The 23605-nt window shown below is 63.7% G+C and carries 17 protein-coding genes; 9 read left to right on the top strand and 8 right to left on the bottom strand.

Going from position 1 to position 23605, the window contains the following annotated elements; all coding sequences use genetic code 11:
* Window positions 1-228 precede the first annotated feature (228 nt).
* From OLX23_RS21635 to OLX23_RS21625, 3 genes are all read right to left on the bottom strand, one after another.
* Complete coding sequence (locus OLX23_RS21635) at window positions 229-411, bottom strand: YbdD/YjiX family protein (protein ID WP_264447263.1); 183 nt, start codon at window positions 409-411, stop codon at window positions 229-231.
* On the bottom strand, window positions 408-2480 hold the full coding sequence (locus OLX23_RS21630; RefSeq protein WP_264447262.1) for a carbon starvation CstA family protein: 2073 nt from the start codon (window positions 2478-2480) through the stop codon (window positions 408-410). The genes OLX23_RS21635 and OLX23_RS21630 overlap by 4 nt, the downstream gene beginning before the upstream one ends.
* 158 nt (window positions 2481-2638) lie before the next feature.
* On the bottom strand, window positions 2639-3223 hold the full coding sequence (locus OLX23_RS21625; RefSeq protein ID WP_264447261.1) for a TetR/AcrR family transcriptional regulator: 585 nt from the start codon (window positions 3221-3223) through the stop codon (window positions 2639-2641).
* Between the two features lie 164 nt (window positions 3224-3387).
* On the opposite strand from OLX23_RS21625, the gene OLX23_RS21620 reads away from it, so the two are divergent.
* The 6 genes from OLX23_RS21620 (at window position 3388) to OLX23_RS21595 (ending at window position 11297) form a co-directional block, all read left to right on the top strand.
* The gene (locus OLX23_RS21620) at window positions 3388-4551 is read left to right on the top strand and encodes an LLM class flavin-dependent oxidoreductase (RefSeq protein ID WP_264447260.1); all 1164 of its coding nucleotides are present in this window, start codon (window positions 3388-3390) and stop codon (window positions 4549-4551) included.
* Window positions 4552-4580: 29 nt separating this feature from the next.
* Window positions 4581-5798 carry a cytochrome P450 gene (locus OLX23_RS21615; protein ID WP_264447259.1) on the top strand — a complete coding sequence of 406 codons (1218 nt, stop codon included), beginning with the start codon at window positions 4581-4583 and terminating at the stop codon, window positions 5796-5798.
* Window positions 5798-6733 (top strand): SDR family NAD(P)-dependent oxidoreductase, encoded by a 936-nt coding sequence (locus OLX23_RS21610; protein ID WP_264447258.1) that lies wholly within the window; start codon window positions 5798-5800, stop codon window positions 6731-6733. Before OLX23_RS21615 ends, OLX23_RS21610 begins: the two co-directional genes overlap by 1 nt.
* A 71-nt stretch (window positions 6734-6804) precedes the next feature.
* Window positions 6805-9276, top strand: a complete 2472-nt coding sequence (locus OLX23_RS21605; protein ID WP_264447256.1) for a TonB-dependent receptor — start codon at window positions 6805-6807, stop codon at window positions 9274-9276.
* The gene (locus tag OLX23_RS21600; RefSeq protein ID WP_264447255.1) at window positions 9276-10466 is read left to right on the top strand and encodes an acyl-CoA dehydrogenase family protein; all 1191 of its coding nucleotides are present in this window, start codon (window positions 9276-9278) and stop codon (window positions 10464-10466) included. The genes OLX23_RS21605 and OLX23_RS21600 overlap by 1 nt, the downstream gene beginning before the upstream one ends.
* 84 nt (window positions 10467-10550) lie before the next feature.
* Window positions 10551-11297, top strand: coding sequence for a glucose 1-dehydrogenase (locus OLX23_RS21595; RefSeq protein ID WP_264447254.1), 747 nt, complete (start codon window positions 10551-10553; stop codon window positions 11295-11297).
* Window positions 11298-11335: 38 nt separating this feature from the next.
* Here OLX23_RS21595 and OLX23_RS21590 read toward each other — a convergent pair whose 3' ends face one another.
* The gene (locus tag OLX23_RS21590) at window positions 11336-12589 is read right to left on the bottom strand and encodes a GGDEF domain-containing protein (protein WP_264447253.1); all 1254 of its coding nucleotides are present in this window, start codon (window positions 12587-12589) and stop codon (window positions 11336-11338) included.
* 330 nt (window positions 12590-12919) lie between these two features.
* Here OLX23_RS21590 and OLX23_RS21585 point away from each other — a divergent pair, with 330 nt between their 5' ends.
* Both OLX23_RS21585 and OLX23_RS21580 read left to right on the top strand, forming a co-directional pair.
* A complete protein-coding gene (locus tag OLX23_RS21585; protein WP_264447252.1) occupies window positions 12920-13882 on the top strand; it encodes a hypothetical protein in 963 nt (320 codons plus the stop codon).
* Window positions 13866-14375, top strand: a complete 510-nt coding sequence (locus OLX23_RS21580; RefSeq protein ID WP_264447251.1) for a MarR family transcriptional regulator — start codon at window positions 13866-13868, stop codon at window positions 14373-14375. The genes OLX23_RS21585 and OLX23_RS21580 overlap by 17 nt, the downstream gene beginning before the upstream one ends.
* Before the next feature lie 126 nt (window positions 14376-14501).
* Here the strand turns inward: OLX23_RS21580 and OLX23_RS21575 are convergent, their stop codons facing one another.
* The 3 genes from OLX23_RS21575 to OLX23_RS21565 form a co-directional block, all read right to left on the bottom strand.
* Entirely contained in the window at window positions 14502-16982 is a 2481-nt protein-coding gene (locus tag OLX23_RS21575; protein ID WP_264447250.1) for a TonB-dependent receptor domain-containing protein, read from the bottom strand.
* Between the two features lie 614 nt (window positions 16983-17596).
* Entirely contained in the window at window positions 17597-18832 is a 1236-nt protein-coding gene (locus OLX23_RS21570) for an alpha-hydroxy acid oxidase (RefSeq protein ID WP_264447249.1), read from the bottom strand.
* Entirely contained in the window at window positions 18832-20028 is a 1197-nt protein-coding gene (locus tag OLX23_RS21565; RefSeq protein WP_264447248.1) for a cytochrome P450, read from the bottom strand. Before OLX23_RS21565 ends, OLX23_RS21570 begins: the two co-directional genes overlap by 1 nt.
* A 209-nt stretch (window positions 20029-20237) precedes the next feature.
* Between OLX23_RS21565 and OLX23_RS21560 the strand changes: the two genes are divergently transcribed.
* Entirely contained in the window at window positions 20238-22631 is a 2394-nt protein-coding gene (locus tag OLX23_RS21560) for a TonB-dependent receptor (RefSeq protein WP_264447247.1), read from the top strand.
* A gap of 49 nt (window positions 22632-22680) precedes the next feature.
* On the opposite strand, the gene OLX23_RS21555 is transcribed toward OLX23_RS21560, so the two are convergent.
* Window positions 22681-23604, bottom strand: coding sequence for a cyclase family protein (locus OLX23_RS21555; protein WP_264447246.1), 924 nt, complete (start codon window positions 23602-23604; stop codon window positions 22681-22683).
* Window position 23605 lies beyond the last annotated feature (1 nt).

The raw sequence follows: 23605 nt of genomic DNA, 5'->3' as shown, positions 1-23605 counted from the left end.
CGGCCCACGCCTTTCAAGATGATGGTCGTCAAGGTCTCGCCGCGTCGGACGGAGCGAATACTGAATTCGTCCGAGCAATTTGCGAGGATCAACCCGTCGATCGCGACTTCTGCCTGGCCGCAGGCCGGCGAGTGAAGCACATCGGCGTGCTGGCCGTCGCGCCGGACCTCGTCAGGCAGAACCGGGACGATCGGGCCGGATCGCGAGGCTGGCGGCTAGTCGTCCGTGTCAGCAGCACCGTCCGCCTCCCGATCCGTATCGTGCCTTCTCGCGGTCTCTGAAGAATTCGATAGCGGACATGGGCTCGCGATCAGGATGATGCTCCTTCATATGCGCGAGATAGCTCTCATAGGACGGCTGCCCGACCATCGATCGTGCTACCTCGCACAAACGCGCAAGCAGCCGGCTCATGCCCCTATCGCCCCTGCCGTCCTTGCCGCCCCTGCCGCCTCTCGCACGAGAGAAACTTCGCTGCGCCGCGCCGCGAGGCAAGTCCTGATCGTGAAGACCAGGAGCGTCACGACGATGAGCAGGAACAGCGAGCACAGGGCGAGGTCCACCCGATCATTGAAAACGATACGCTCCATGTCGGCCATCGAGTTTGCCGGGGCGAGAATTTCGCCGCGGGCCGCTGCCGCTGAGAACTTGCGGGCGTGCGCCAGGAAGCTCACGGCGGGGTCGGCCGAGAAGATCTTGAGCGATCCCGCCGTCAAGGTGCAGATGAGGAGCAAGGCCGTTGGTACGACGGTGACCCAGGCATAGCGATCGCGCTTCATGCGAAACAGCACCACCGTGGCGAGCATCAGCGCGATCGCCGCCAGCATCTGGTTGGAGATCCCGAAGACCGGCCAGAGCGTGTTTACGCCGCCCAAGGGATCGGTGACGCCCTGGTAGAGGAAGAATCCCCAGGCGCCGACGCACAACAGCGTGGCGACGGCGCCCGGTAGGAGCGAACTTGTATCGCGAAACGAGGGCACGGCGAGGCCGATGAGATCCTGGAGCATGAAGCGGCCCGCACGGGTGCCCGCATCGACCGCGGTGAGGATGAATAGCGCTTCGAACAGGATGGCGAAATGATACCAGAAGGCCTTCATCGCCGGACCGCCGACCACATGGCTGAAAATCTCTGCCATCGCGACGGCGAGGGTCGGCGCGCCGCCGGTCCGCGAGACGATGGTGTGCTCGCCGACGTCTCGCGCGGTCTGCGCCAGAACGTCGGCGGAAACCGGAAATCCCATGGCTGTCACAGCAGCAGCTGCGCTTTGGGGATCGCTGCCCACGACGGCGGCCGGGCTGTTCATCGCGAAATAGAGACCCGGATCGAGGATGGAGGCCCCTATGAGCGCCATGATGGCGACGAAAGCCTCCATCAGCATGGCACCGTAGCCGATCAGCGGTGCGTCGGTCTCGCTGGCGATGAGCTTGGGTGTCGTGCCGCTGGCGATCAACGCATGGAAGCCCGATACGGCGCCGCAGGCGATGGTGATGAAAAGGAAGGGAAAGAGCGCGCCCGACCAGACCGGGCCGCCTCCGGCAATGAATTTTGTCAGCGGCGGCATCTGGAGAGGCGGCGCCATGATGACGATACCCAAGGCGAGCGCTGCGATCGCGCCGATCTTGAGGAAGGTCGACAGGTAGTCGCGCGGCGCGAGAAGCAGCCAGACGGGCAACATCGATGCGACGGCGCCATAGGCGACGAGTATCCAGCACAGCTGCACCGGTGTGAAGGTGAGCGCTGACCCCCAGGTCGGCGAGGCAGCCACCGTCTGGCCGAAGACGATCGCAAGGATCAGGCCGATAAAGCCGAGGATCGAGACCTCGCCGATCCGGCCGGGCCTGATCCAGCGCGTGTAGACACCCATCCCGATGGCGAGCGGAATGGTCGCGGCGACGGTGAAAGTGCCCCATGGGCTTTCGGCAAGCGCGCGCACGACGATGAGCGCCAGCACCGCAAGGATGATCACCATGATCAGGAATGCGCCGACCAGCGCGATCGTACCGGCGGCCGAACCCATTTCCATGCGGACGAGTTCGCCCAACGAGCGGCCATCGCGGCGCATCGAGATGAACAGGACCATGAAATCCTGCACGGCGCCCGCCAGTACGACGCCCGCAACGATCCACAAGGTGCCGGGGAGGTAGCCCATCTGTGCGGCGAGAACCGGGCCGACCAGAGGGCCTGCGCCGGCGATCGCCGCGAAATGATGCCCGAACAGCACGCGCCGGTCGGTCGCTACATAGTCGAGGCCGTCTGCGCGGTAGACCGCTGGTGTCGGCCGCGCCGGATCGAGCCGCATCACCGTGCGGCCGATGTAGAGCGCATAGTAGCGATAGGCGACGAGGAACGTGCCAAGTGATGCGACGACGATCCAGAGCGCGTTGATCGGCTCGCCGCGCGAGACCGCAACGAAGCTCAGTGCGGCAAGCGCGACAATGGCCGTCGTGGCCCAGGGCAGGTGCTTGAGCCAGCTTCTTGTCATAATGCTTCTCCGGATATGCCGTGTGTGAGAGCCGTGTCGTCGCATCGCATTCCGAGCGCGGAAGTGATACATGCACATTTGCCGGGCGAGCGCGCTTCGCGCAGGCTTTCTTCCTGGCGTCGGTCAGGAGGGCTTTCTTGCTTTACTGCCCATTCGGATCAGTGACCGCGTTGCTCGACCTTTAGGATAGCAAGTTCGAACATGTCCAAAAGCGTGGTGCGAGCCTTCGCCTCGTTCCAGGTCGTCGGATCGACCAGCATCTGGAGGGCCAGACCTTGGATCATAGCGTTGAGCATCTCTGCCGCGGTTTCGATGTCGCGCTTTTTGCCGGCACGAGCGCGTAGGAGTTGGCGCAGGAACTCAAAGCCGACCTGCGTGCCCCGCGCCAGCATGGTTGCGAGTTCGGGGTCGCGCGCCGCCTGGTCCCAGAAGGAAAGATAAGCCTTCCAGCGCCGGATATTGACCGGGCACCAGGGTACGAGTGTCATCAGTGCGGCGACGATGTCGTCGGGTTCCTCTTCGCGTGCTTCCTCGAAACGCCGTTCACCCTCCTTCGCCAGAATGTGGAACGCCCATTCGAGCAATTCTTGCTTGTCGGCGAAATAGTGCGTGATCGCGGTCGTGCTGAAGCCCGCCTCCATCGCAATACGGCGTATCGTCGCCGCCTCGATGCCCTCGCGCGCGACCATGTCGATCGTGAGGGTCGCAATGTCATGCCGGCGTTTTTCGTGATCGATCGCCATGGTTGGCGATTGGAGTACCACGTCGAGGAATTCAACAACCGTTTCGATAGTAAAACGCTTGTTTTAAATAAAACGGGCGTATTTTTAAAAGAGCGCGAGCGCTGATAGTCGCCTCCCCATCGCAAGGCACCTTCCAAGGGATGCTTATGCAAATGGGAGAAGACATGCCGGTATCTACGCTCCAGCACGGGCTGTTCATCGCCCCTTATCACGACGTAACCGAGAGCCCGACGATCGGCCTGCGCCGGGATCTGGAGATCGTCGAGCACGTCGAGAAGCTGGGTTTCGCCGAGGCCTGGTTCGGCGAGCATCATTCGACGGGCTGGGAAACGATCGGCTCACCCGAACTGATGATCGCCGCCGCGGCTGAGCGCACGAGCCGCATCCGCCTGGGCACCGGCGTCGTCTCGATACCGTACCACAACCCGCTGATGGTCGCGAACCGCATCCTCCAGCTCGATCATATGACGATGGGCCGGGTGATCTTCGGCATGGGGCCGGGGTTGCTGCCGACCGATGCCGAGATGATCGGCGTCGACATCAAGTCGCTGCGCAGCAAGCTCGAGGAGGTCGCGCAGATCATCGTGCCGCTGCTCTCGGGCGAGGAGGTCACCCACGAGACGAGCTGGTACAGGCTGAACAAGGCACGCACGCACCTGCGGCCCTATACCCTGCCGCATCCCGAGATCGCCGTGGCCAGTGCGATCACGCCTTCGGGCGGCATGCTCGCGGGCAAGTACGGCTTTGGCATGCTCTGCGTCGCCGCGACCGAAACCGCGGGCTTCGACGTGCTCGACGAGAACTGGAAGATCGCGCAGCAGATGGCCGAGGAGCATGGTCAGCGGATGGATCCGGCCAAGCTGCGGCTCGTCGTGCCGATGCACATCGCCGCGACGCGCGAGCAGGCGCGCAAGGACGTCGCGCAAGGTCTGGCACGCTGGGTCGAATACTTCGACCGCGTCGCCCCCGCGGGCATGCGCGGGATGAGCGGCGCCGGCGATCCGGCCGACTTGCTGGTGAATGCCGGCCGCGCGGTGATCGGTACGCCCGAGGACGCGATCACCATGATCGAGCGGCTCCAGGCCAAGCAGGGCGAGTTCGGCGTGATCCTGTTCCAGGCGCACAACTGGGCCGAATGGGAAGAGACCAAGAAGAGCTACGAGCTCTACGCGCGCTTCGTCATGCCGCATTTCGCCGGGACCAATCGCAACCGCCAGGCCTCCTACGCGGCGCTCGAAAGCAACATCGATCGGCTCGAGAGCGAACGCACCAAGGGCGCCGAAGCGGCGTTCAAGGTCTGGGAACGCAAAACCGGGCGCACCGCCTGACCGACCAGGCGATAACAAGGAGCACTTCGATGCAGCGCGGATCGGAACTCGATCTCCCTTACCTGACGATGGAAAGCGACGCCTTCGCAGCCGATCCATTGCCGCACTTCGCACGGGCCCGGGCCGAGCATCCCTGGTTGGCCCGTTGGGTGCTCGGCTATGTCGTCACCGACTACAAGGCGATGCGCGACCTCTACGCGCGCGAAGGCGAGATGGGGCAGCTCTACGACCAGATCGTCGAGATCATGGACGCCAAGAATACGCGTTGGGGCGACTTCCAGCAGCGCCATATGCTCAACCAGATGGGGCCCGCGCACAAACGCTATCGCGACATGCTGCAGAGCTCGTTCACCCCGCGCAGGATGAACGAACTGCGCCCCTTGATGCGGCAGACCATGAACGAATTGCTCGACGAGTGGCTGCCTAGGGGTGCCTTCGATTTCGAGGAGTTCGCCAGCTACTATCCGATTTCGGTCATGTGCCGGATGATCGGCGCGTCGCCTTCGGTTGTTCCAGGCCTGCGCGGGGCGATGGAAGCGATCGGCCTTTCCACCAGCATGGACAAGCGCTGGCTTCCGGCGATGCAGGAAGGCGTCGAGCGAATGGAGCGTTTCGTCGTCGATCTCGTCGCCGAGCGCCGTGCTGCGCCGCACGGCGGTCAGGAGGATCTGCTAGACCTCCTCCTTGCGATCCGTGATCGCGACGAACTCACCGACCTCGAGCTTCACGAGCTGCTGATCTTCCTTTTCGTCGCTGGCTACGACACTTCGAAGAACATGACGACGCTGGTCATGAACCTGCTGATCCCGCGTCCCGCGATGTATCAACGCGTCGGACAGGATCCGGACTACGCGAAGCGCGTTCTCGATGAGGCCCTGCGCTATCACAGCACGACATCGACCCAGCGCGTGCTTCTGGCGGACATGGAATACCGGGGCGTGGTGCTCGAGAAGGGCGCGATCGTCTGGTTTCCGATGAGCGTTGCGGTCCACGATGAGCGCTACGTCAGCGATCCCGACGGCTTCGACCCCGACCGCAAGGCCGAGACCGCGCACATCGCCTTTGGCCTTGGACCTCACATCTGCCTTGGCCAGTACCTCGCGCGGGCGCTCATCCAGGAGGGATTGCAGCTGATCGCCCGGCGCATGCGCAACCCGCGGACGACGGGACCGCAGGGCTGGCGGCCGTTTCCGGGTGCCTGGGGCATTCGCGGCCTGCCGGTACAATTCGAGATGGGAGAAGCCTAATGGATATGCTGCGTTTCGACGGCCGGACCGCGATCGTCACTGGTGCCGGCGGAAACCCAAGCCTGGGACGGGCCCACGCCCTGCTCCTGGGATCCCGCGGGGCCAACGTCGTCGTCAACGATATCGGTACCGATCCCGAAGCACGCCACTATCCCGGCGCTGCCTCGGCCGAGACCGTAGCCGAAGAAATCCGCCGGGCCGGCGGCCGCGCAATCGCGAGTACGGCATCGGTCACATCGGCCGCGGGCGCCGAGGCCATCGTCCATTGCGCTCTCGAAGCCTTCGGCAAGGTCGACATCCTCGTCAACAATGCCGGTGTGTCGATCGGCGCGCCGTTTGATGAAATCAGCGAACGCGACATCCAGCGCCATATCGACATCAACCTGATGGGCTCGATCTGGTGCGCACGTGCGGTCTGGTCGCATATGAAGGTGCAGGGCTACGGCCGGATCGTCAACATCACCTCGAGCTCGATGACAGGCTTCGCCAACCAGGTCGCCTATGCGGCCAGCAAGGGCGGTGCTTGGTCGTTGACGCGTTCGCTCGCCGCCGAGGGTGAGGCGCTCGGCATCAAGGTCAACGCCGTCAGCCCCGGAGGCTATACCCGGCTCGTCATCTCCACCTGTGAGCACGATTCCCCGCTCCTCGCCAATGCACGCGAGAACCTTCCCCCGGAGCTGTCGTCGCCAGCCGTGGCGTTTCTCGCGCACGAGACCTGCCCGGTTACCGGCGAATGCATCGATTCCGTGGGCGGCGAGGTCCAGCGCTGCTTCATCGCGCGCACCGCGGGGTTCAGCGACCGTGACCATACGATCGAGACAATCGCGCAGCGGTGGAACGAAGTGATGGACCCCGCGACGGCGAGCGCGGTTGGCCTTGCGGCGATGGACACCTCGGGTTGGGGGCTTCGCTCGTACGAGGCAGCGGATGATTGATCCGTCCGGCGGCAGGTGCCTGCCGGCCTCGACGAAACGATAAAGACAACGAAATTTCAGGGAGGATAACCATGCAGATCAAAACCTTAATGGGGCTGTCCGCCGCAGGCGCTCTCGCCCTTGTCATAGCTGCCCCGGCTTTCGCGCAGGACGCCGCGGCCCCTGCCGCTGAAGGTGCCTATTTCGACAAGGGCGACATCATCGTCACTGCACGCAAGCGCCAGGAATCGATCCTGAAGGTTCCGGTCGTGGAATCCGTGATCACGTCCGAGACGATCTCCAAGGCGGCAATCACCGACGTCGGCGGCGTGACGCGCAACGTGCCAGGCCTCGTCATCGGCGGCAATGTGCTGACTGTCGGCGCGCAAATCTCGCTCCGCGGCGTCGGCACCTCGACGCTCGACGCTGGCGTCGACCAGTCGATATCGCTCAATATCGACGGCCTGCAGTTCAGCCAGGGCGCGACCTACAATGTCGGCCTGTTCGACCTTGCCCAAATCGAGGTGCTGAAGGGGCCGCAGGCGCTGTTCTTCGGTAAGAACAGCCCTGGTGGCGTGATCGCCATGCGTACCAACGATCCGGGGGCGGAGGCCGAAGTGGCCTTCACCCAGAGCTACGAGGCATACTCGCATGAGAAGCGTAGCGAGCTGATCCTGTCGGGCCCCGTCACCGACACGCTCGGGTTGCGCTTCGCCGGCATGTACTCGGACGACGACGGTTATTTCTTCAACAAGGCCACCGCGCAGCCGGGCACGGGTGCCGTCACGCCCAACTCACGTTTTGGTCGCACCGAGCAGTACATCCTGCGCGGCACCGCCGTCTGGAAGCCGACCGCGGCTTTCAGCGCTCGGCTAAAGGTCAACCACGCCTACCAGAAGACGGATGGAGCCGGCTCACCGCTGGGCAACTGCCCCGATGGCAATGCGCTGCCGACCTCGGCGCAGGTCCTCAACCCCGGCGTGCAGTTGATCAATCCCAACGACACCTGCAGGGTCGACCGCGACGTCTACATCGTGGATCTTGACCCGGCTGCCTTCGCCGACGTGCGCAACGGCGGTAGGACGTTCATGAAGACCCTCCAGACCTTCGGCACCCTGGAAATGGCCTACCGCACAGATTCGAACGTCTCGATCACTTCGACCACCGGTTATTTCAAGACGACGGTCGACGGCATGATCAATGGCGTGAACTCGGGCTACGCGGGCCCCACTCTCTACGCCGACAACCACTTTACCCGGCGCGATGCAACCGAGGAACTCCGCATCGAATCGGACAATTCGGGTCCTCTCAACTGGCTCGTTGGCGGCTATTACCAGAATGCCCGTGTGCGCAACCGCGTGGTTGTCAACGGCAACAACCGCTACAATACCGACATCCTCGCAGGCCTCGGTATCCCGGTGCTGCCGGTGCCTTTCGTCTTCGCCACGTTCAAGGGCATCAACGACGTCCACATCGAATCGATCTCGGGCTTCGGCCAACTTCGCTGGAAGGTGGTTCCCGAGCTCGAGCTCACGGCCGGTGCGCGCTACACGCACGAGACGCGGCGGGACGACACCTACAGCCTCGCTTCGATGTACGCGACGCCGGTACCGATCACCTTACCCAATCCCCGTCTCTCGTCGTCGAATGTCTCGCCCGAATTCACCGTGACCTACACGCCGACAGACGACCTGACGATCTTCGGCGCGGCAAAGCGTGGCTACAAGTCGGGCTCGTTCATTCTGACCTCGCCGCCTTCGGTCGGCACCGACAACTCGTTCGGCGACGAGAAGGTGACGGGCGGGGAAGTGGGCTTCAAGGCTCGCGTGCTCGACCGTGCGCTGAACGTCAACGGCGCGTTCTATTACTACAGGTATGAAGGACTGCAGGTCGGGGCCAATACGATCGATCCCGCAACCGGCAACACCGTCATCAAGACGGTCAATGCCGCCTCAGCAAAGGTCTACGGCGTCGACTTCGACATGAGCTATCGTCCGCCAACGCTGGACGGTCTGGCACTGCGTCTTTCGGTCAACTGGAACCGAGGTCGCTTCGAGAAGTTCGAGAACGCGACCTGCGACACAGGTCAGACGATTTCGCAGGGCTGCAACACGACTTTCGCGGGAGCGCCGGCACGAGACCTGTCGAACACACGCTTGCCGCGTGCGGCAGACTGGATGATCAACGGCGGCTTCGACTATGATCTGCCAATCGGCGCCAATCACACCTTGAGCTTCGGCTCGAGTGTCCAGTATTCGTCGAAGTACACGACGACGTTGGGCAATGACGTCGATACGATCCAGCCGGCTTTCGCCAAGTGGAACGCCAATCTGTCGGTCAAGGCCAACAGCGGCGCCTGGGATCTGGCATTGATCGGCAACAACCTGACCGACAAGTACACCACGGGTAACTGCACCCTGTTCGATGCCGCGGGCGGCAACGTCCTGGCGATTTCAGCGCCGGGTCTCGCCGTCTCGCCGATCGGTCGCCCCGAAGCAGCTTGCATCGCCGATCCTGGGCGTCAGGTTTATCTCCGCCTGACACTGCGTCCGACGGCATTCTGATGGACGTTTCGATGAAAAGCCCCCTGCCGGAGCAATCGCAGGCCAATTTGATCCAAGAGCTGATCGGGCTGCGCGATCTCGTCGAAGCTTCCGCCCAAGAACGGGATGAAGCGTCGGAAATCTCGCCAGAGGTAATCCACGCGCTCGAGGACAGCGGCCTGTTCGGTCTCATGGCCCCGGCGGAGCTCGGCGGGCTCGAGGCCCATCCGCTGACCGTCATCGACGCGCTCAGGACGCTATCCTATTTTGACGGATCCACGGGATGGTATTGCCAGGCCGCGACCACCGGCGTGGCTGTCGCTGGGGCGTTTCTCGGCGACCGGGCGATCGAGGAGATCTTTTGTTCGGAAAAGCGCCCGACCTGCGCAGGCCAGGCTGCGCCGAGCGGCAAGGCCGAGCGCGTTGGCGATGGCTACCGCATCTCGGGCACCTTCAGCTTCGGCAGCGGCCTGCCCAACGCTGCCTGGGTTGTCGGCGGCTATATCCTTCATGAAAACGGGGTGCCGGTGAAGCGCGAGAACGGCCAGCCGGTGATGCTCATAGCGCTCGCACCGCGTGAGCGCGTCGAGGTCCTCGGCAACTGGAACGTTCTCGGCTTGCGCGGCACCGGCAGCTACGACTTCCGGGTGACCGAGCAGGTCGTTCACGCCGATTTCGTGTTCGACGCGGGTAATCCCGTCCAGAAGCGCGGCGGCCCCCTGTACGCGATGGGATTCTCGGCCATCCCGGCCCTGTGTCATTCGGCCTTTGGGCTGGGATGCGGCGCGCGGCTTCTCGACGAGTGGGCCGGCTACGCGCATGCGAAGGTGCGCCCGCAGGGCGGGACGCTCGCGCAGACCGACACGTTCCAGCGCGATTTTGCCCACGCGCATGCTCGCATGCGCGCGGCCGAAGCCTATGTTCGCACGACTTTCGGCGCCCTCTACGGCGCCGCGGAGCAGGGCGGCCTATCCGATGACATGCGCGTGGACGGGCGGCTCTGTGCGTCGAACGTGATCGCATCGGCCGCGAAGATCGGGCAAGTCGCCTTTGCGTCCTCCGCTACGACGGGGCTGCGCGATGGCGGCCGGCTTCAGCGGTGCTACCGCGACCTCCAAGCTGCCAACGCGCATTTCCTGACCGGCGAGCAGTCGTTCATCGACGCAGGTCGCTACCTCGCGCGAATACCGGGCGCGACACCGGGGCTCTGAAACAATGAAGTCGCGTAGTTTCAAAAGCCTGTCAGGAGGCGGCGGGATGCCTCCAATCTACCGCGCAGGCGCAAGGACATCGAAATGAGCAATGCATCGCAGGTCGCGTTCGTCACGGGGGCAGGGTCGGGCATCGGGCAGGCCGCGGCTCGTGCATTCCTGTTGCGCGGATACGGCGTGGCCCTCGTCGACCGCGACCTAGAGCTCGGGCAGCAGACGGAGGCGGAACTCGGGAAACTCGGCGATTGCACCTTTATCGCCTGCGATGTCAGCGACGAAACCTCGGTCGACCATGCGGTCGAAGCCGCAGTCGCGCGCTACGGGCGGATCGACGCGGCCTTCAACGGCGCGGGGATCAACGGCGATCCAGGACCGATCGCCGAGGCCAGCAGCGAGAACTGGGACCGCGTGATGAACGTCAATCTCAAGGGAATGATGTTCTGCATGAAGTATCAGATTCGCCAGATGCTGGGGCAGGGCGGCGGTGCGATCGTGAACTGCGCGTCGAGTGCCGGCCTCGTCGGCGTTGCGGGGCTTTCGACCTACGCCGCGTCCAAGCATGGCGTCGTAGGCCTGACCCGGTCGGCTGCGCTCGAATATGTGCGGTCGAACATTCGAATCAATGCGGTCTGCCCGGGCATGATTGATACACCGATGTGGCGTCGTTCGATCTCTCCCGAACTGACCGAGGAACTGCTCTCCAAAGACCCGAGCGGGCGTCTGGGGCGGCCTGAAGAGATAGCCGAAGCGGTAATCTGGCTATGCAGCGAAGCGGCGAGTTTCGTGGCGGGGCATGCGCTCTCCATCGATGGCGGGATGACGATCGACTAGCCGAAGCGCGGGTATCTCGCTCGGGATCGGCCGCCGCGCTAGCGCGCCACGGTCAAGCGTGCCGTAACGTCGCGCGACCCGGCTTTCTCCACCCGGTTCTTGCCTGCCGACTTGGCTGCGTAGAGCATCTTGTCGGCCGTCACGACCAACTCGGACGGTCTGGAACAAGTTTCGGGAAAGCTCGACACGCCGATGGAGGCCGAGATCGAGACCCCATGGTTCTCAGACAAACGCTCGATCCTGCAGCGGATCGCTTCCGCCCTAGATGCTGCCTCGTCGAGCGAACAGTCTGGAAGGATCGCGATCAATTCCTCCCCGCCATATCGACAAGTAACATCCGAATTGCCGAGGCCGCCGACGATCTCTCCGGCCACGTCACGAAGCACCGCATCTCCCTTCGCATGCCCGTGTTCGTCATTGAGCCGTTTGAAGTTGTCCAGATCGAACATGAGGACCGACAGGGGTGTCCCGCTCCGCTCGGCCAGGCTGACGTAACGCTCGAGGGCGTCTTCCATGTAGCGTCGATTGAACAGTCCGGTGAGCGGATCGCGGATCGATTGCATCTGCAATCGTTCGCGCAGGGCGATGTTCGAGAGCGCGAGCGACATCGCATCAGCCATCGCATGCGCGGCGCGCGTCGCGACCGCGAGACGCTTTTGCGTGTCGGGAGCGTCGCGCGCAATGAACATGAGCAGGCCGTAGACCGTGCCCCTTGCGATCATCGGTATCTCTAGGGTCGCGGCCCCGCTACCGTGGTGGGCGCATCTTAGCTTCGTGGACGTGCCATGGTTCACGTGGTGCTTGCCGCGTTTCAAGGCCCAGCAGTTGCTCGGCGCCAGAGTCTCCGACAGCACGAAGTCGGATGGCACGTTCCAGTGCCCTGCCAGGTCTAGACGGTCGCGAGAATTGTTGAAGACGTAAAGAGCACCACCAAACTCGGGCAGGAGTTCAAGCGAAGTGGCCTTGAGAACTGTCGCCGTGTCTTCGTGACTGTCCGCGCTCTGGAGTGCTTCGGTCATACCGAGAAGTTCGTCGATGCCCCGCTTGGCGATGATCTGCTTGCTGTATTGGAGCGCTCCAACGCTCGTTGTCACGATCCACAGAAGGATACCGATACCAGCAAGAATCGTCCCGATGGCCAATGACAAACGGTCTGGGCCGTTGACCATCTGTGCCACCAGCATGCCAAAGGAGCCGAGCAGGCCGAAAAACTGGGCGCAGTTGATCACGCCCATGAGCACCATGCGAGGATCCTCCTTCGCCGCGGCCGCATTGATTTTCAGAATTTCCATGATCGCGCCAAGTTGTGCTCGTTGGCTGAACGCACACGAAGGCGTTCAATCGTGCTGCCGGCTTTCTGCCTAGCACTCTCATATCGCTGAATTATTACCAGGAGGTTCGCGCATTCGTTTCGGCGCGACGCATGGCCGAGTTCGGCTCTGGCTGTCTGTGGTCAAAGAGCGTCCAAGCACTCCATTCCTGTGACCGCGCGCGAAGCGGCCAGCCTTGGTCGCGGTCCGGCCTGCCCGCTCTGCCAACGGTTGACTCGTTAAAGATTTTAATCAAATTTGTTGGGTGCGCGGAGGGTCTGCTTTCGCGTGCGATCTACAGGGGGTGATAGGATGGCCGTCTCAGCACTTGCCCAATCCGATCGGCTGCGACCGGCCGCGATGCAGTCAAAGCCGGTCATAGTCGACAAGGTCTTCAGCGATCCCGAAGCATTCCTGCGGCTCATTCGTAGCGAGGCGCCCTATGAGACCCAGGCGCAGCATGATCGAATGGGCGACACCATGGGTTGGACCGCGGCCTTTCCGTGGTTCAAGCGGCGCGTGACCGACCCTGGTCTCCTCGAAATCCCGGCCTTCGTCCAAGCGTCGAAGCAGGCCTTTTCGGCTGGGATCGTGCGGCCGTTCATGGCCGCGATAAACGTCTACGGGCCGATGAAGAGCGGCCCCCCACATCTGGATGGGCCTCGCTACCGCGGGCTGACATTCGAGAGCGCGCCCATTTGGCTGCTGATGAACATGACCTATTCGGGTTTGTTCCACGACTGGGCGGCGCCCATGGCCTCGGGCTTGGCATGGTTCTATGATGGCGAGGGGGGCGAATTCGAATATTGGCCGGATGGTCCCGAAGGGATGCCCGCCCGCATCGAACCGCCGCTCGATAACTTCGGCGTCGTCAGCGACAACGAATTCATGTGGCACCGTGTCGGCCCGATCGGTCCGGCGCCGTTGCAGGAGAAGCTCCACTTCAGACTGCGTCCGACAGACCTGCTTCATTTCGCGGGTGACGACGCTTGGGAGATCCGCGACGGTGATCGGATCGTCCAGCGGCTCGACCGTCATGAGGTGAGGATCAGCTTGCTGTGGAAGGCCTTTGTGTTTCGCGACGAGACCCATCTCGCCTCGTTTGAGGACGCCTCATTGAACCTCGATCTGGACCAGGTGGTCGACATCTATCGCACCGATCTCTCTAGGCGTGGCATTGCAATAGAGGGGCCGGGGGACCCCTGTACCGACGAGGACTGGCGGAAGACATTACAGGCGGTCTATCCGCCGCCGTTCGATGGATCCTCTCGCTGACGTGTCCAAACCGCGGAACCTGGACGAGAGACGCGGGTCGGAAGACAGGCTCTCTTGGGATGATCTGGGCCTTTTGGTCGATGGACTGGCCCATGGGCTTCTGCCGCTCAAGACGGCAACTCAGGGCGTAACCGCAAGATATGATCTCGGTCCGCGCGGAGCCTGGATACTCAGTCTGATTTCGGGTGGGGTTCGAACACCAAAAGACCTGGCGAGGGCACTGCATACCAGCCGGGCACTCGTAACGATCGAGCTCAACCGGGTGACGAAGGCAGGGCTAGTCGAGGGGCGACCCGACGTGAACGATAAGCGTCAGCTGGACTTGGCGCTGACCGAGCTTGGCGCGTCGGCTTGCGCGCATGTCCGCCGTGAAATGGCGCGGATCGTGACGCGCAATATGGCGCCCTATACGGCCGATGAGATCCGGCTCGTCGCGCGGGCCTTGCGCGATGTTCGCAGGCTGGAGGCGGGCGATGGCGATTTCCCCGTTTGACCTCGCCAGTCTGCAGGACAGGCTTGCGGGCTACCGTGCTGCAAGAAGGTCGCGCCCGCTTCCGATGAAAAGCGGGCGCGAAGGATGGGGAGATCGAAGGCGGAACTCCCTGGGGTCTGTTTTGGATTAGAAGTTGAAGCGGACCGATGCCGATATGGTTCGGCCATTCAAAGCCGTGACGCTTCCGACCGTAGGTGCGAGCGCGGTCGGAACGACGAGCGTCGTGATTCCCTTCGCGTTGAACAGGTTGTTGACGTTGACGCTGACGGTCATTCGCTCGGTCGGCCTGACCTGGACGAACGGATTGACCAACACGTAGCCAGGCATCTTGTAGTCTTCGAGGTCGGTCGAATAGCGGCTGGTGATGCCATAAAGGTTGGCGCCGACGGTGAAGAAATCGGTCGAGATCTCGGGCGTCAGGTAACCGAACAGCGTCGGCGCGCCGGCCGGCTTGTTGCCGATGACGGTCGGGTCGAGCCTATCGTTGCTGATTTCGGCGTGGGTATAGGTCGCGCCCGCGGTCAGGCTGAAAATGCCCGTGCGGTACGAGCTTTCGAGCTCGAGACCATAGGCCTTGTACTTGCGGTCGATCGTCGGGCCGAAGTAGCTGTTGTGCTCGAGCGTATTCGCCATGAAAGCGGTACCGTTCAGCGTGAAGTGCGACGTACGGTACTTGAAACCGGCCTCGGCCTGCTTGACGTAGTCGATCAGCGCGTCCTTGTTGGCGAGCGCGCCCGACACCGGGTTGATCGCGGCGCTGCCGAGCAGGCGGTCGGCGTTGGCGCGCGCGCCGCGGCTGTAGCGGGCGAAGACCGCGAATGGCTCGGCGACGCGGTAGTTCACACCCACCGAATACGAAAGGTAGTGATAGGTGTAGTCGACCGGTGACAGGCCGGTAACCGGCAGGAAGCCGACCTGGCTCTCGGGGATCGAGATCACACCGTTGCCGTTCATGTCCCGGGGGAACGAACCCACGCTGCCCGACAGCGCATAGCTGGACACGGTGCCCTGCGCGCCGCCGAAATCGTAGCGGAGGCTGCCGCCGATCGCGAGCGGGCCGGTCTTGAAATTCAGCGAGCCGAAGGCCGCATTGGTGTCGTAGTCGACGTCGATGCCCTTGCGCGGGTAGCCGCCGAAGAACGTGCCGTCATAGGTGTAGTAGCCGTTCTCGCTGAGCGGCACGCCTGTGGCGGTTGAAATGTCGACGAGAGAGGCCTTGCCGCCACCGACTACGTCGGACAGCGCGGAAGCATAGTCTGAGGATGTCGCGATCGTCTGGCGCGACTTGTAGAAACCGGCCGTCGTCGTCAGTTCGCCGTCGCCCAGTTTCCATACGCGGCTGACGCGGATGTCGTTGGTGATGTTGTCGAAGCTCTTGAGCGTATTGTCCGCCAGGCCCAGCGCAGCGATCAGGCCGTTACCGTTGGCGTTCGCCGGCACCAGCTGGCCCTTGTTGGGGCCGCCAGCATAGCGCAGAGTCGCGCCCGGACCACCGAAGAGCGCTGCCACGGTCGCGCCCGGCGCGATGATCGCCGGGAAGGGGGTGATATAGCGGCCCGAGATCTTCGAATAGCGGAAACGCTCGGTGACCGACCAGTCCTTGACCTCGAACTGTGCCTCGAGCCCGATCGTCTTGACCTTCGTACGGCTGCCGTCGCGGATGTCGTGGGTGACGGTGTTGTTGTTCTCGTCGAGACCGAGCTGGCTGGTGATGTAGCGCGAAAGGAGCGCGTCCTTGTTCGCGTCGAAGCCCGGCAGCGGCGCGAACTTCAAGTCGGACGGCGTGCCGGTAACCGACATCGGCATCGGCAGGTAGACCGGCGTGCGATCATCGAGCAGCTTGGCGTAGAGGCGGATATGGCCGCCGGTGAATTCCTTGGTGATGTTGAACTTGATCTGGCCGCCCTTGAGCGCGTCGTAACCGGCGCTGCGCGGGCCTTCGCCCTGGCGGTAGAAGCCACCGACGTGGAAGCGCAGCGTATCGCTGATCTTGGCGCCGTAGTCGAAGTCGGCGCGATATTCCTCGTAGTCGAGACCGGTCGACAGCATCAGCGAGCCGCCCTCGACGTCGCCCGTCTTCGACATCAGGTTGATGATACCGGCCGGCGAGTTCGATGCGAAGGTCGAGGCCGAACCGCCGCGGATCGCTTCGATCGCGGCCAAGTTGAGGTCGGCGCGCATGAACATGTCGGCGCTGCCGGTGATGATGTCGCCGAATTCGACGATCGGCAGGCCGTCTTCCTGGATCTGCAGGAACTTGGCACCGGTCGAGGCCATCGGCAGGCCGCGCACGGTGACGTTATTGTTCACTTCGCCGTTCGAGATCTCCGAGCGGACGCCGGCGATGTTATGGAAGATCTCACCCAGCGAGCGAGCCGAGAGCTTCTGTACCTGGCTCTCGCGGATCGAGCTGGTCGAAATGGCGGAATCGAGGATGTCGCGACCCTTGGCGACGCCCGTGCTGAATACCTGCTTGTTGGCGTCGGGAGCAGCAGCGCTCTGCGACGTGGCGCTTTCCTGCGCGGCGTCGGCTGAACCGTCGTTCGCCCAAGCCGGCGTGGCGAGCGCGATCGGCGCGATGGTCAGAAGAAGATGAAATGCCTTCACAGAAACCCCCCGTTTGTATCGTTCGTTCGCTGGGAACGGGGGCCTGATGATCGAGGCGTGGTTAACAACGTCGTTAATCAACCGCCTCGGGATCGCCGCGAAAGATTCGTTTGGCGGTTAAGAAATGGCATCGTGTCGTTGCATTTATGGAGTGATGTTGGGCGCCCGACGTCTTCCTCACGCACCGTCGAAGGCATCACGCCAACTTGCAAAGCTTGCGCCGCTCCTTCCTCCAAGCGACGCTTTTCTGCCAATCTGGCCCCCCTCATTCGAGAGCCTGTGAGCGACGAGGGGCCTCGCGAGTAGAGGAACGCTGTCGGGGGCAGTTCAAAGCGGTGATTTGCGGCAAGTGTTGACGCGCCGCAGGCATCTTTTCGGTGAGCTGATACGAGAAATGCGATCACTGTTGCCGCGATGGCACGCTTTTCGTCACTACGGGGCAGCATCCCCCGCGATAGTGGTGGCGATCGCGGCGCGTTGACGGTAGCGAACCTCGCCGTAGGACGGGGGCGCGGACAAGGGAGCCGTTCGGCGATCTTCCCTCGATCCCGATAGCCGACGTCAGAGCATTCATGAACGAGGCCCTCGACCGCTTGTGGCAGGGAGTGTCTCTCTTATCGGGCCTCGATTGCGTCAGAGCTGGTGTTCCGCGCCTGCTTCTCGTCATGGATCAGCCACTCGGTGCCCAGATCCTGGACTGAGGGGCAACCCATCAAAGTCATATCCCGGGACAATTCCTCCCTCAGGAGCTCGAGCACGGCCGTGACACCCGCCTGGCCGGCGGCGGCGAGGCCGTAAAGGTAGGGGCGTCCGACGAAGACACCATCGGCGCCCAGGCACAGGGCCGTGATCACGTCGGTGCCTCGCCGCATGCCGCCGTCCAGATAGACTTCGGCCTTGTCGCCGATCCGCTGGGCAATGGCAGGGAGTGCGTCGATGCTCGCGAGCGAACGGTCGAGCTGCCGACCGCCGTGATTGGACACGACCACCCCCTCGGCGCCGATCGCATCAACGGCATGCGCCGCATCGTCGGGATCGAGGATGCCTTTCACGTAGAAGCGGCCCGGCCAGTTGTCGCGCATCCATTGCAGATCCTCCCAGCAAAGGTCCGCCTGGAGCTGGCTGGCGAGGCGCGCGCTTGAGTTCGCCGCGGCGGCGACTGCACTTTCAGTTGCGAGCTGCCGCGCGGTTTCGAGAAAATGCACCGCGGCCATCCGTTTGTGCCGCAAGGCTTGATAGACCCATCGTGCATGGCAGGCGAGGTGTAGCGCGCGCGCCGGGGTGACCGTCCAGGGCAGTTGGAAATGCCACTTCCGCTCGCCTTCGCGATTGCCGAGGGTGGGGATGTCCACGGTCACGAACAGCGCCGAATAGCCCGCCGTCCGGGCACGCTCCATAAGCTCCAGGATACGCTGTCGGCCGCCGATCGGATAGAGCTGGAACCAGTGGTTCTGCTCGGTGGCCTGCGCGACCTCCTCGAGCAAGTAGCTTGCCGCCGTGCTTAGCACTGCGCGCGTGCCGGCGCCCTCGGCGGCGCGGGCGGCCGCAACGTCTCCCGTCCAGTGCGCCAGGCCCGTCGCGCCGACGGGGGCCAGGGCCACCGGCATCGACACGTCGGTCCCGGCGATCCGGCAGGCTAGCTTGGGCGCGGCCATGCCCGTCAGCGAGCGCATCCGCAGGCGGTGCTTGCGGAACGATGCGACGTTCTCGGTCAAGGTGACGAGGTCGTCGGCGCCGCCTTCGATATAGCTCCAGGCCATGTCGGGCAGGCGGCGGCGGGCGCGAGCGCGCCAGTCGGCCACGCTGATCGGCGGTACCTCGGAGCGGAGGCGGAAGCGGAAGGCGGCCATCAGCGCGTCACCACGACCGAGCTAGGTCCGCGCAGGCTGAAATTGCCGAAAGCGACGGGGCCAGCCAATTGGAAGTGGGGCAATTTGCCGAGCAGGGCGGTCGCGACCTTGCGGGCTTCCATCCGCGCAAGCGTGGCGCCCAGGCAGCTGTGCAGGCCGAAGCCGAAAGCCAGGTGCGGCTTTGCTTCCCGATATATGTCGAGATCGTCCGGCTGCTCCCAGCGCGCCGGATCGCGTCCGGCCGCGCCGATCAGCAGAATGACCTCGGCGCCGGGCGGCAGGTTCACGCCGGCGATTTCGGCACCCTGACCACCGACGCCGCGCGGCAGCACCTGGGTGACACCTTGCCAGCGCATGATCTCCTCCATCGCGGCCGGAACGAGGCCAGGATCGCGCAGCAGCGTTTCGCGCAAGCCAGGTCGCTCGGCAAAGGTCATGACGATGTGCCCGAGCCAGTTGGAGGTGGTCTCGTTGCCGGCGAACAGCAGTTGCCGAATGTTGACCATCATCGCCTCGTCCGAAAGCGTCCTCGCCATGTCCGAATGGATCATGGCACTGATCAGGTCCTCGCCGGGCGCGGCGCGGCGGAAGCGGATCTGCGCGCGGATGTAGTCGGCCAACTCGGCCTTCGCCTGCTCGGAGGCGAGCCAGGCAGGATCACTAGTGTAGTCTATGGGAAATCCTCCCGAGGTCGCCTCGGCCATGCGGTCGCTCCAGGCGATGATCATGGGGATCATGTCCGGCGCGACGCCCATCATGCGCGCGATGACATGGGCGGGCAGGGGGCGGCACAGGGTCCGGACGAGATCGACCTGGCCATCGGCCCCCAGCGTTGCCAGGGCCTGATCGAGCATGTCGTGGATCACCTGCCGTACGAAAGGCGCCAGGCTCTCCACCCCTTTCTGACCGAAGGTCGCCACCCAGACGTCGCGAAGCCCATTGTGCAGGCCGCGATCGTCGATCGATATGAAGGCTTCCTCGCCGAACAGCGAGGCGATGAGGCCTTCCTGGCCGAGCCGGTCGGGCTGCGTCAGGATTTGCCGACACAGCCGATCATGCGCGGTCATCCAGTATCCCTGCTCGTTCCACACTAGCGGGCCGGCCTCGCGGATGCGTGCCAGCGTGGCCCAGGGATCGGCAAGCATTTGGGGCGCATAGAGATCGATGTTCAGGCTCGGCGTTTCCATCTGCTCCATATGCTGCTCGCTCTCCCAGGCGCTTTGCGTTGTTCCCAGGGTCTAGGCCCCCAGAATTGCCCGCCACAACGGGCGAGCGAGCGTTTGTCGCCTTGAACCATCCCATTGTCGCCCGCCGCCATTGTCGCCGCCAGGCGTCCCAGGGATTTTGCTGACGGCAACTTAGAATGCCGCCGCGCAGGACGCAGGCCATGGGGAGGAACACAGGAATGGGCAGAGCACGAAACGGATTCCATCTCGCGGTGAGCCTGCTGGCACTGGCCTTGCCCAACGCGGCCCATGCGCAGAATGAGGCGCCGGCAGAAGGCTCGCATGCGGGCGAACTGGACGCGATCGTCGTCACCGCCCGCCGCCGCGCTGAATCGGTGATCGACGTGCCGGTGGCGGTCTCGGCGATTTCGGCCAAGGCGCTTGACACGGCTCATGTCACCGACGTCACCCAGATCGCGCAGATGACGCCCCAATTGCTTATCGCCCCGGCGTCGGGCGGCGGGGGTGGGACCATCTCGATCCGCGGCGTCGGCTCGTCCTATCTCGATCCCGGCATCGAGCAGTCGGTGGGCGTGCTGGTCGACAACGTCTCGGTCGGCCGTGGGCGCTTCATCATGGCCTCGCAATTCGACCTTCAGCAGGTCGAAGTGCTCAAGGGGCCGCAGGCGCTATTCTTCGGCAAGAATTCACCTGCCGGCGTGATCTCAATCACTTCGGCCAGCCCGACCCGCGACTTCGCGGCCATGGTCCGCGGCGGCTATGAATTCGAAGCCAGGGAGAAATATGTCGAGGGCTTCGTTTCAGGGCCGCTCTCGGACACTCTGCTTGCCCGCGTCGCAGGCAAGTTCTCCGATCTCGACGGCTGGCTGAAGAACGTCGCGCCCGGCGGCGCCAATCCGATCTATCCTTTCGCCATTCCCGGGCCGGCCACCGGCGACGCGCCTGCCTACCAGAGCTATTCGGGCCGCCTGACCTTGAAGTGGGAACCGACCAGCGACTTCGATGCGACCTTCAAGTTCTCGGCCAACTACCTCAAGGGTAACGGTGACGACGCGATCGAGGGTTTCTGCGCGGCGCCGGCCAGTGCGCGCGGCCAGCTCTCGACGACCAACCTGGTGACCGGCCAGCAGGTCTTCGATCCCAACAGCGACTGCAACCTCAACAAGGTGCGCGCGCAGGGCGCTCTACCCAGCCAGGTGCTGAACAACTGGCCCGGGGCCAAGGACGGGCACTCGTACAACCGGCTCAACACCTATGTCGGCAGCCTGGTACTGAACTACCATTTCAATGACATCACGCTGACTTCGGTCAGCGGCTATACGAAGCTCAAGGGCAAGAACCTGGGCTTCTACGACCTCACATCCTTCGCCGCGGTAGGGTCCTATCTGGTCGAGGACACGCGTACCTGGTCGCAGGAGCTGCGCCTGACCAGCGATCTCGACGGGCCGCTCAACTTCTCGCTCGGCGGCTTTTTCGAGGACTCCAAGCGCAACAACACCTTCCAGCCGATCCTGGGCTTCGTCGGCTTCGATGCGGCCAACGGCAATTCGGCCTACACGTTCGAGAACCGTTGGGACAACAGCGGCAATACCTATGCCGCCTTCGGCCAACTCCGCTACAAGCTGATCGACAACCTGGAGCTCGCCGGCGGCGTCCGCTTCACCCACGAGAAAAAGGAGATCGCGGGCCGCAACCTCTATCTGAATCTGCTGGGCCAGGCCTTCGGCCTGCTACCGGTGGGGCAGACCGTGCAGCAGGACCTGTCCTTCTCCAACTGGTCGCCCGAAGCGACACTGACGTTCAAACCGCAAGACAACCTGATGACCTATGTGGCCTACAAGACCGGCTTCAAGTCAGGCGGCATCTCGACCCCGGCGACGATCTCCGCGGTCTACGGCGCGAACCCCAGCCTGCTGTCGTTCCGTCCGGAAAAGTCGAAAGGCTTCGAAGCGGGGATCAAGGGGGAGCTGGCCGGGCGCTCGATCCGGTTCGATCTGGTGGCCTATCGCTATACTTTCGAGGACCTGCAGCTCACCTCGTTCGAGCCGACCCTGATCGCCTACTTCATCAAGAACGCGGGCCGATCCCGCACCACGGGCGTCGAGGCCTCGATCGCCTGGCAGGCGACGCCAGAGCTGGGCCTCCACGCCAGCGGATCCTATAACGATGCCAAGTACCTGAGCTTCCAGAACGCGCAGTGCTACCTGAAGATCGTCGGCACGCCGGCTTGCGCCAACGGGTTTTACGACCGCAGCGGCCAGTCGCTGCCCCGCGCGCCAAAGTGGACATTCAACTTTGGGGGGAGTTACGAACGGGAAGTGGGCTCGGGGTTGAAGGCCGGGCTGAGCTCGGAGGTGATCTACACGGACCGCTTCTTCACCGACGAGCAGGGGTCGCCCGATGGCGTGGTCGATGCCTTCTGGAGGCTCAACGCCAGCGTTCATGTGGGCTCGCCCGACGATCGTTGGGAGCTGGCGCTGATCGGGCGCAACCTCACGGACCGCTATTACCAGCTCGTGAGCAACGACAAGACTTTCGGTACGCCGGGCGAATACGGCGGCTTCACCCTGCGCCCGCGCGAGGTCGTGCTACAGGCGACCGTGCGGTTCTAGAACGACCCTGACGATCCTCCTCTTCGGGGGAGGATCGTCGAGGCAAAGCTTACAGGATCGCCAGCGGCGTCAGCGGCGAGCCCACACCGCCCACCACCAGCAACGGCGGCGCGGTGAAGAAGAAGCTCCAGCATTTCTCCGCGGCGCAGATTTCCGCCAGCTCATCGAGCACGAAGACTTCGCCCAGCGTCATGCCCAGGTCGCGGATCAGAACGCAGTGGACGGGCATCTCGAATGCGCTGTCGTCGGCCGGCATCGCTTCGATGCCCCAGTTATCCGAGGCCAGCGCGGCGATCTCGCGCGCCTGCAACCATTCGGCGCAATCGAGCGTGATGCCCGGCTCGCCGTTCCAATAGGCGGCGGCATCGCCATCGACGGTGAAGCAGCGCAGCCAGCCGGTGCGCAAGATGAGGATGTCGCCGGGCCGCGTCTGGCAGCCTTGTGCGACGAGCGCCGCGTCGAGATCGGCGCTGGTGATCGCTTCGCCCGCTTCGAGCCGGTCCTTGCCTTTCAGCCGCGCGATATCGAGCAGCAGGCCGCGGCCGGCCACGCCATGTTTGGCGATCTGGTCGATCGACAGCGCAGCCGAGCCGACGCCGGTGGTGATCGAATGGGCGGGCACGCCATTGTAGAGAAGATCGTCGTAGCCGACATGACCCAGGCCGTCCCACTGGGTGACCGATTGCAGCGGCAGGAACGGTGCGTCGTCGGCGACGATCATCTTGTCGGGCCGGTCTGCGAAGTCGGGCGGGGTCAGCGTCATCATGTGGATCGGATTGACCCTGCCGCCCAGGCCCACCTGGATGCCACGGTTGCTCAGAGGGAGGCCTAGCGGGATGATCCGCCCGCTGCGAACGCCTTGTGCCGCCGCAGCCACGCGCGCCGGGGTCAGGTGATTGAGGGTGCCGACGCGGTCCTCCGCGCCCCAACGGCCCCAATTGCTCAGGCGCTTGCCTGTCTCGCGAAAGTCCATG

This window comes from Novosphingobium sp. JCM 18896, from assembly GCF_025938095.1.
Taxonomy (GTDB): Bacteria; Pseudomonadota; Alphaproteobacteria; order Sphingomonadales; family Sphingomonadaceae; genus Novosphingobium.
Note: the sequence above shows the minus strand (reverse complement) of the source record. Positions and strands in the feature narration are given on the sequence as shown.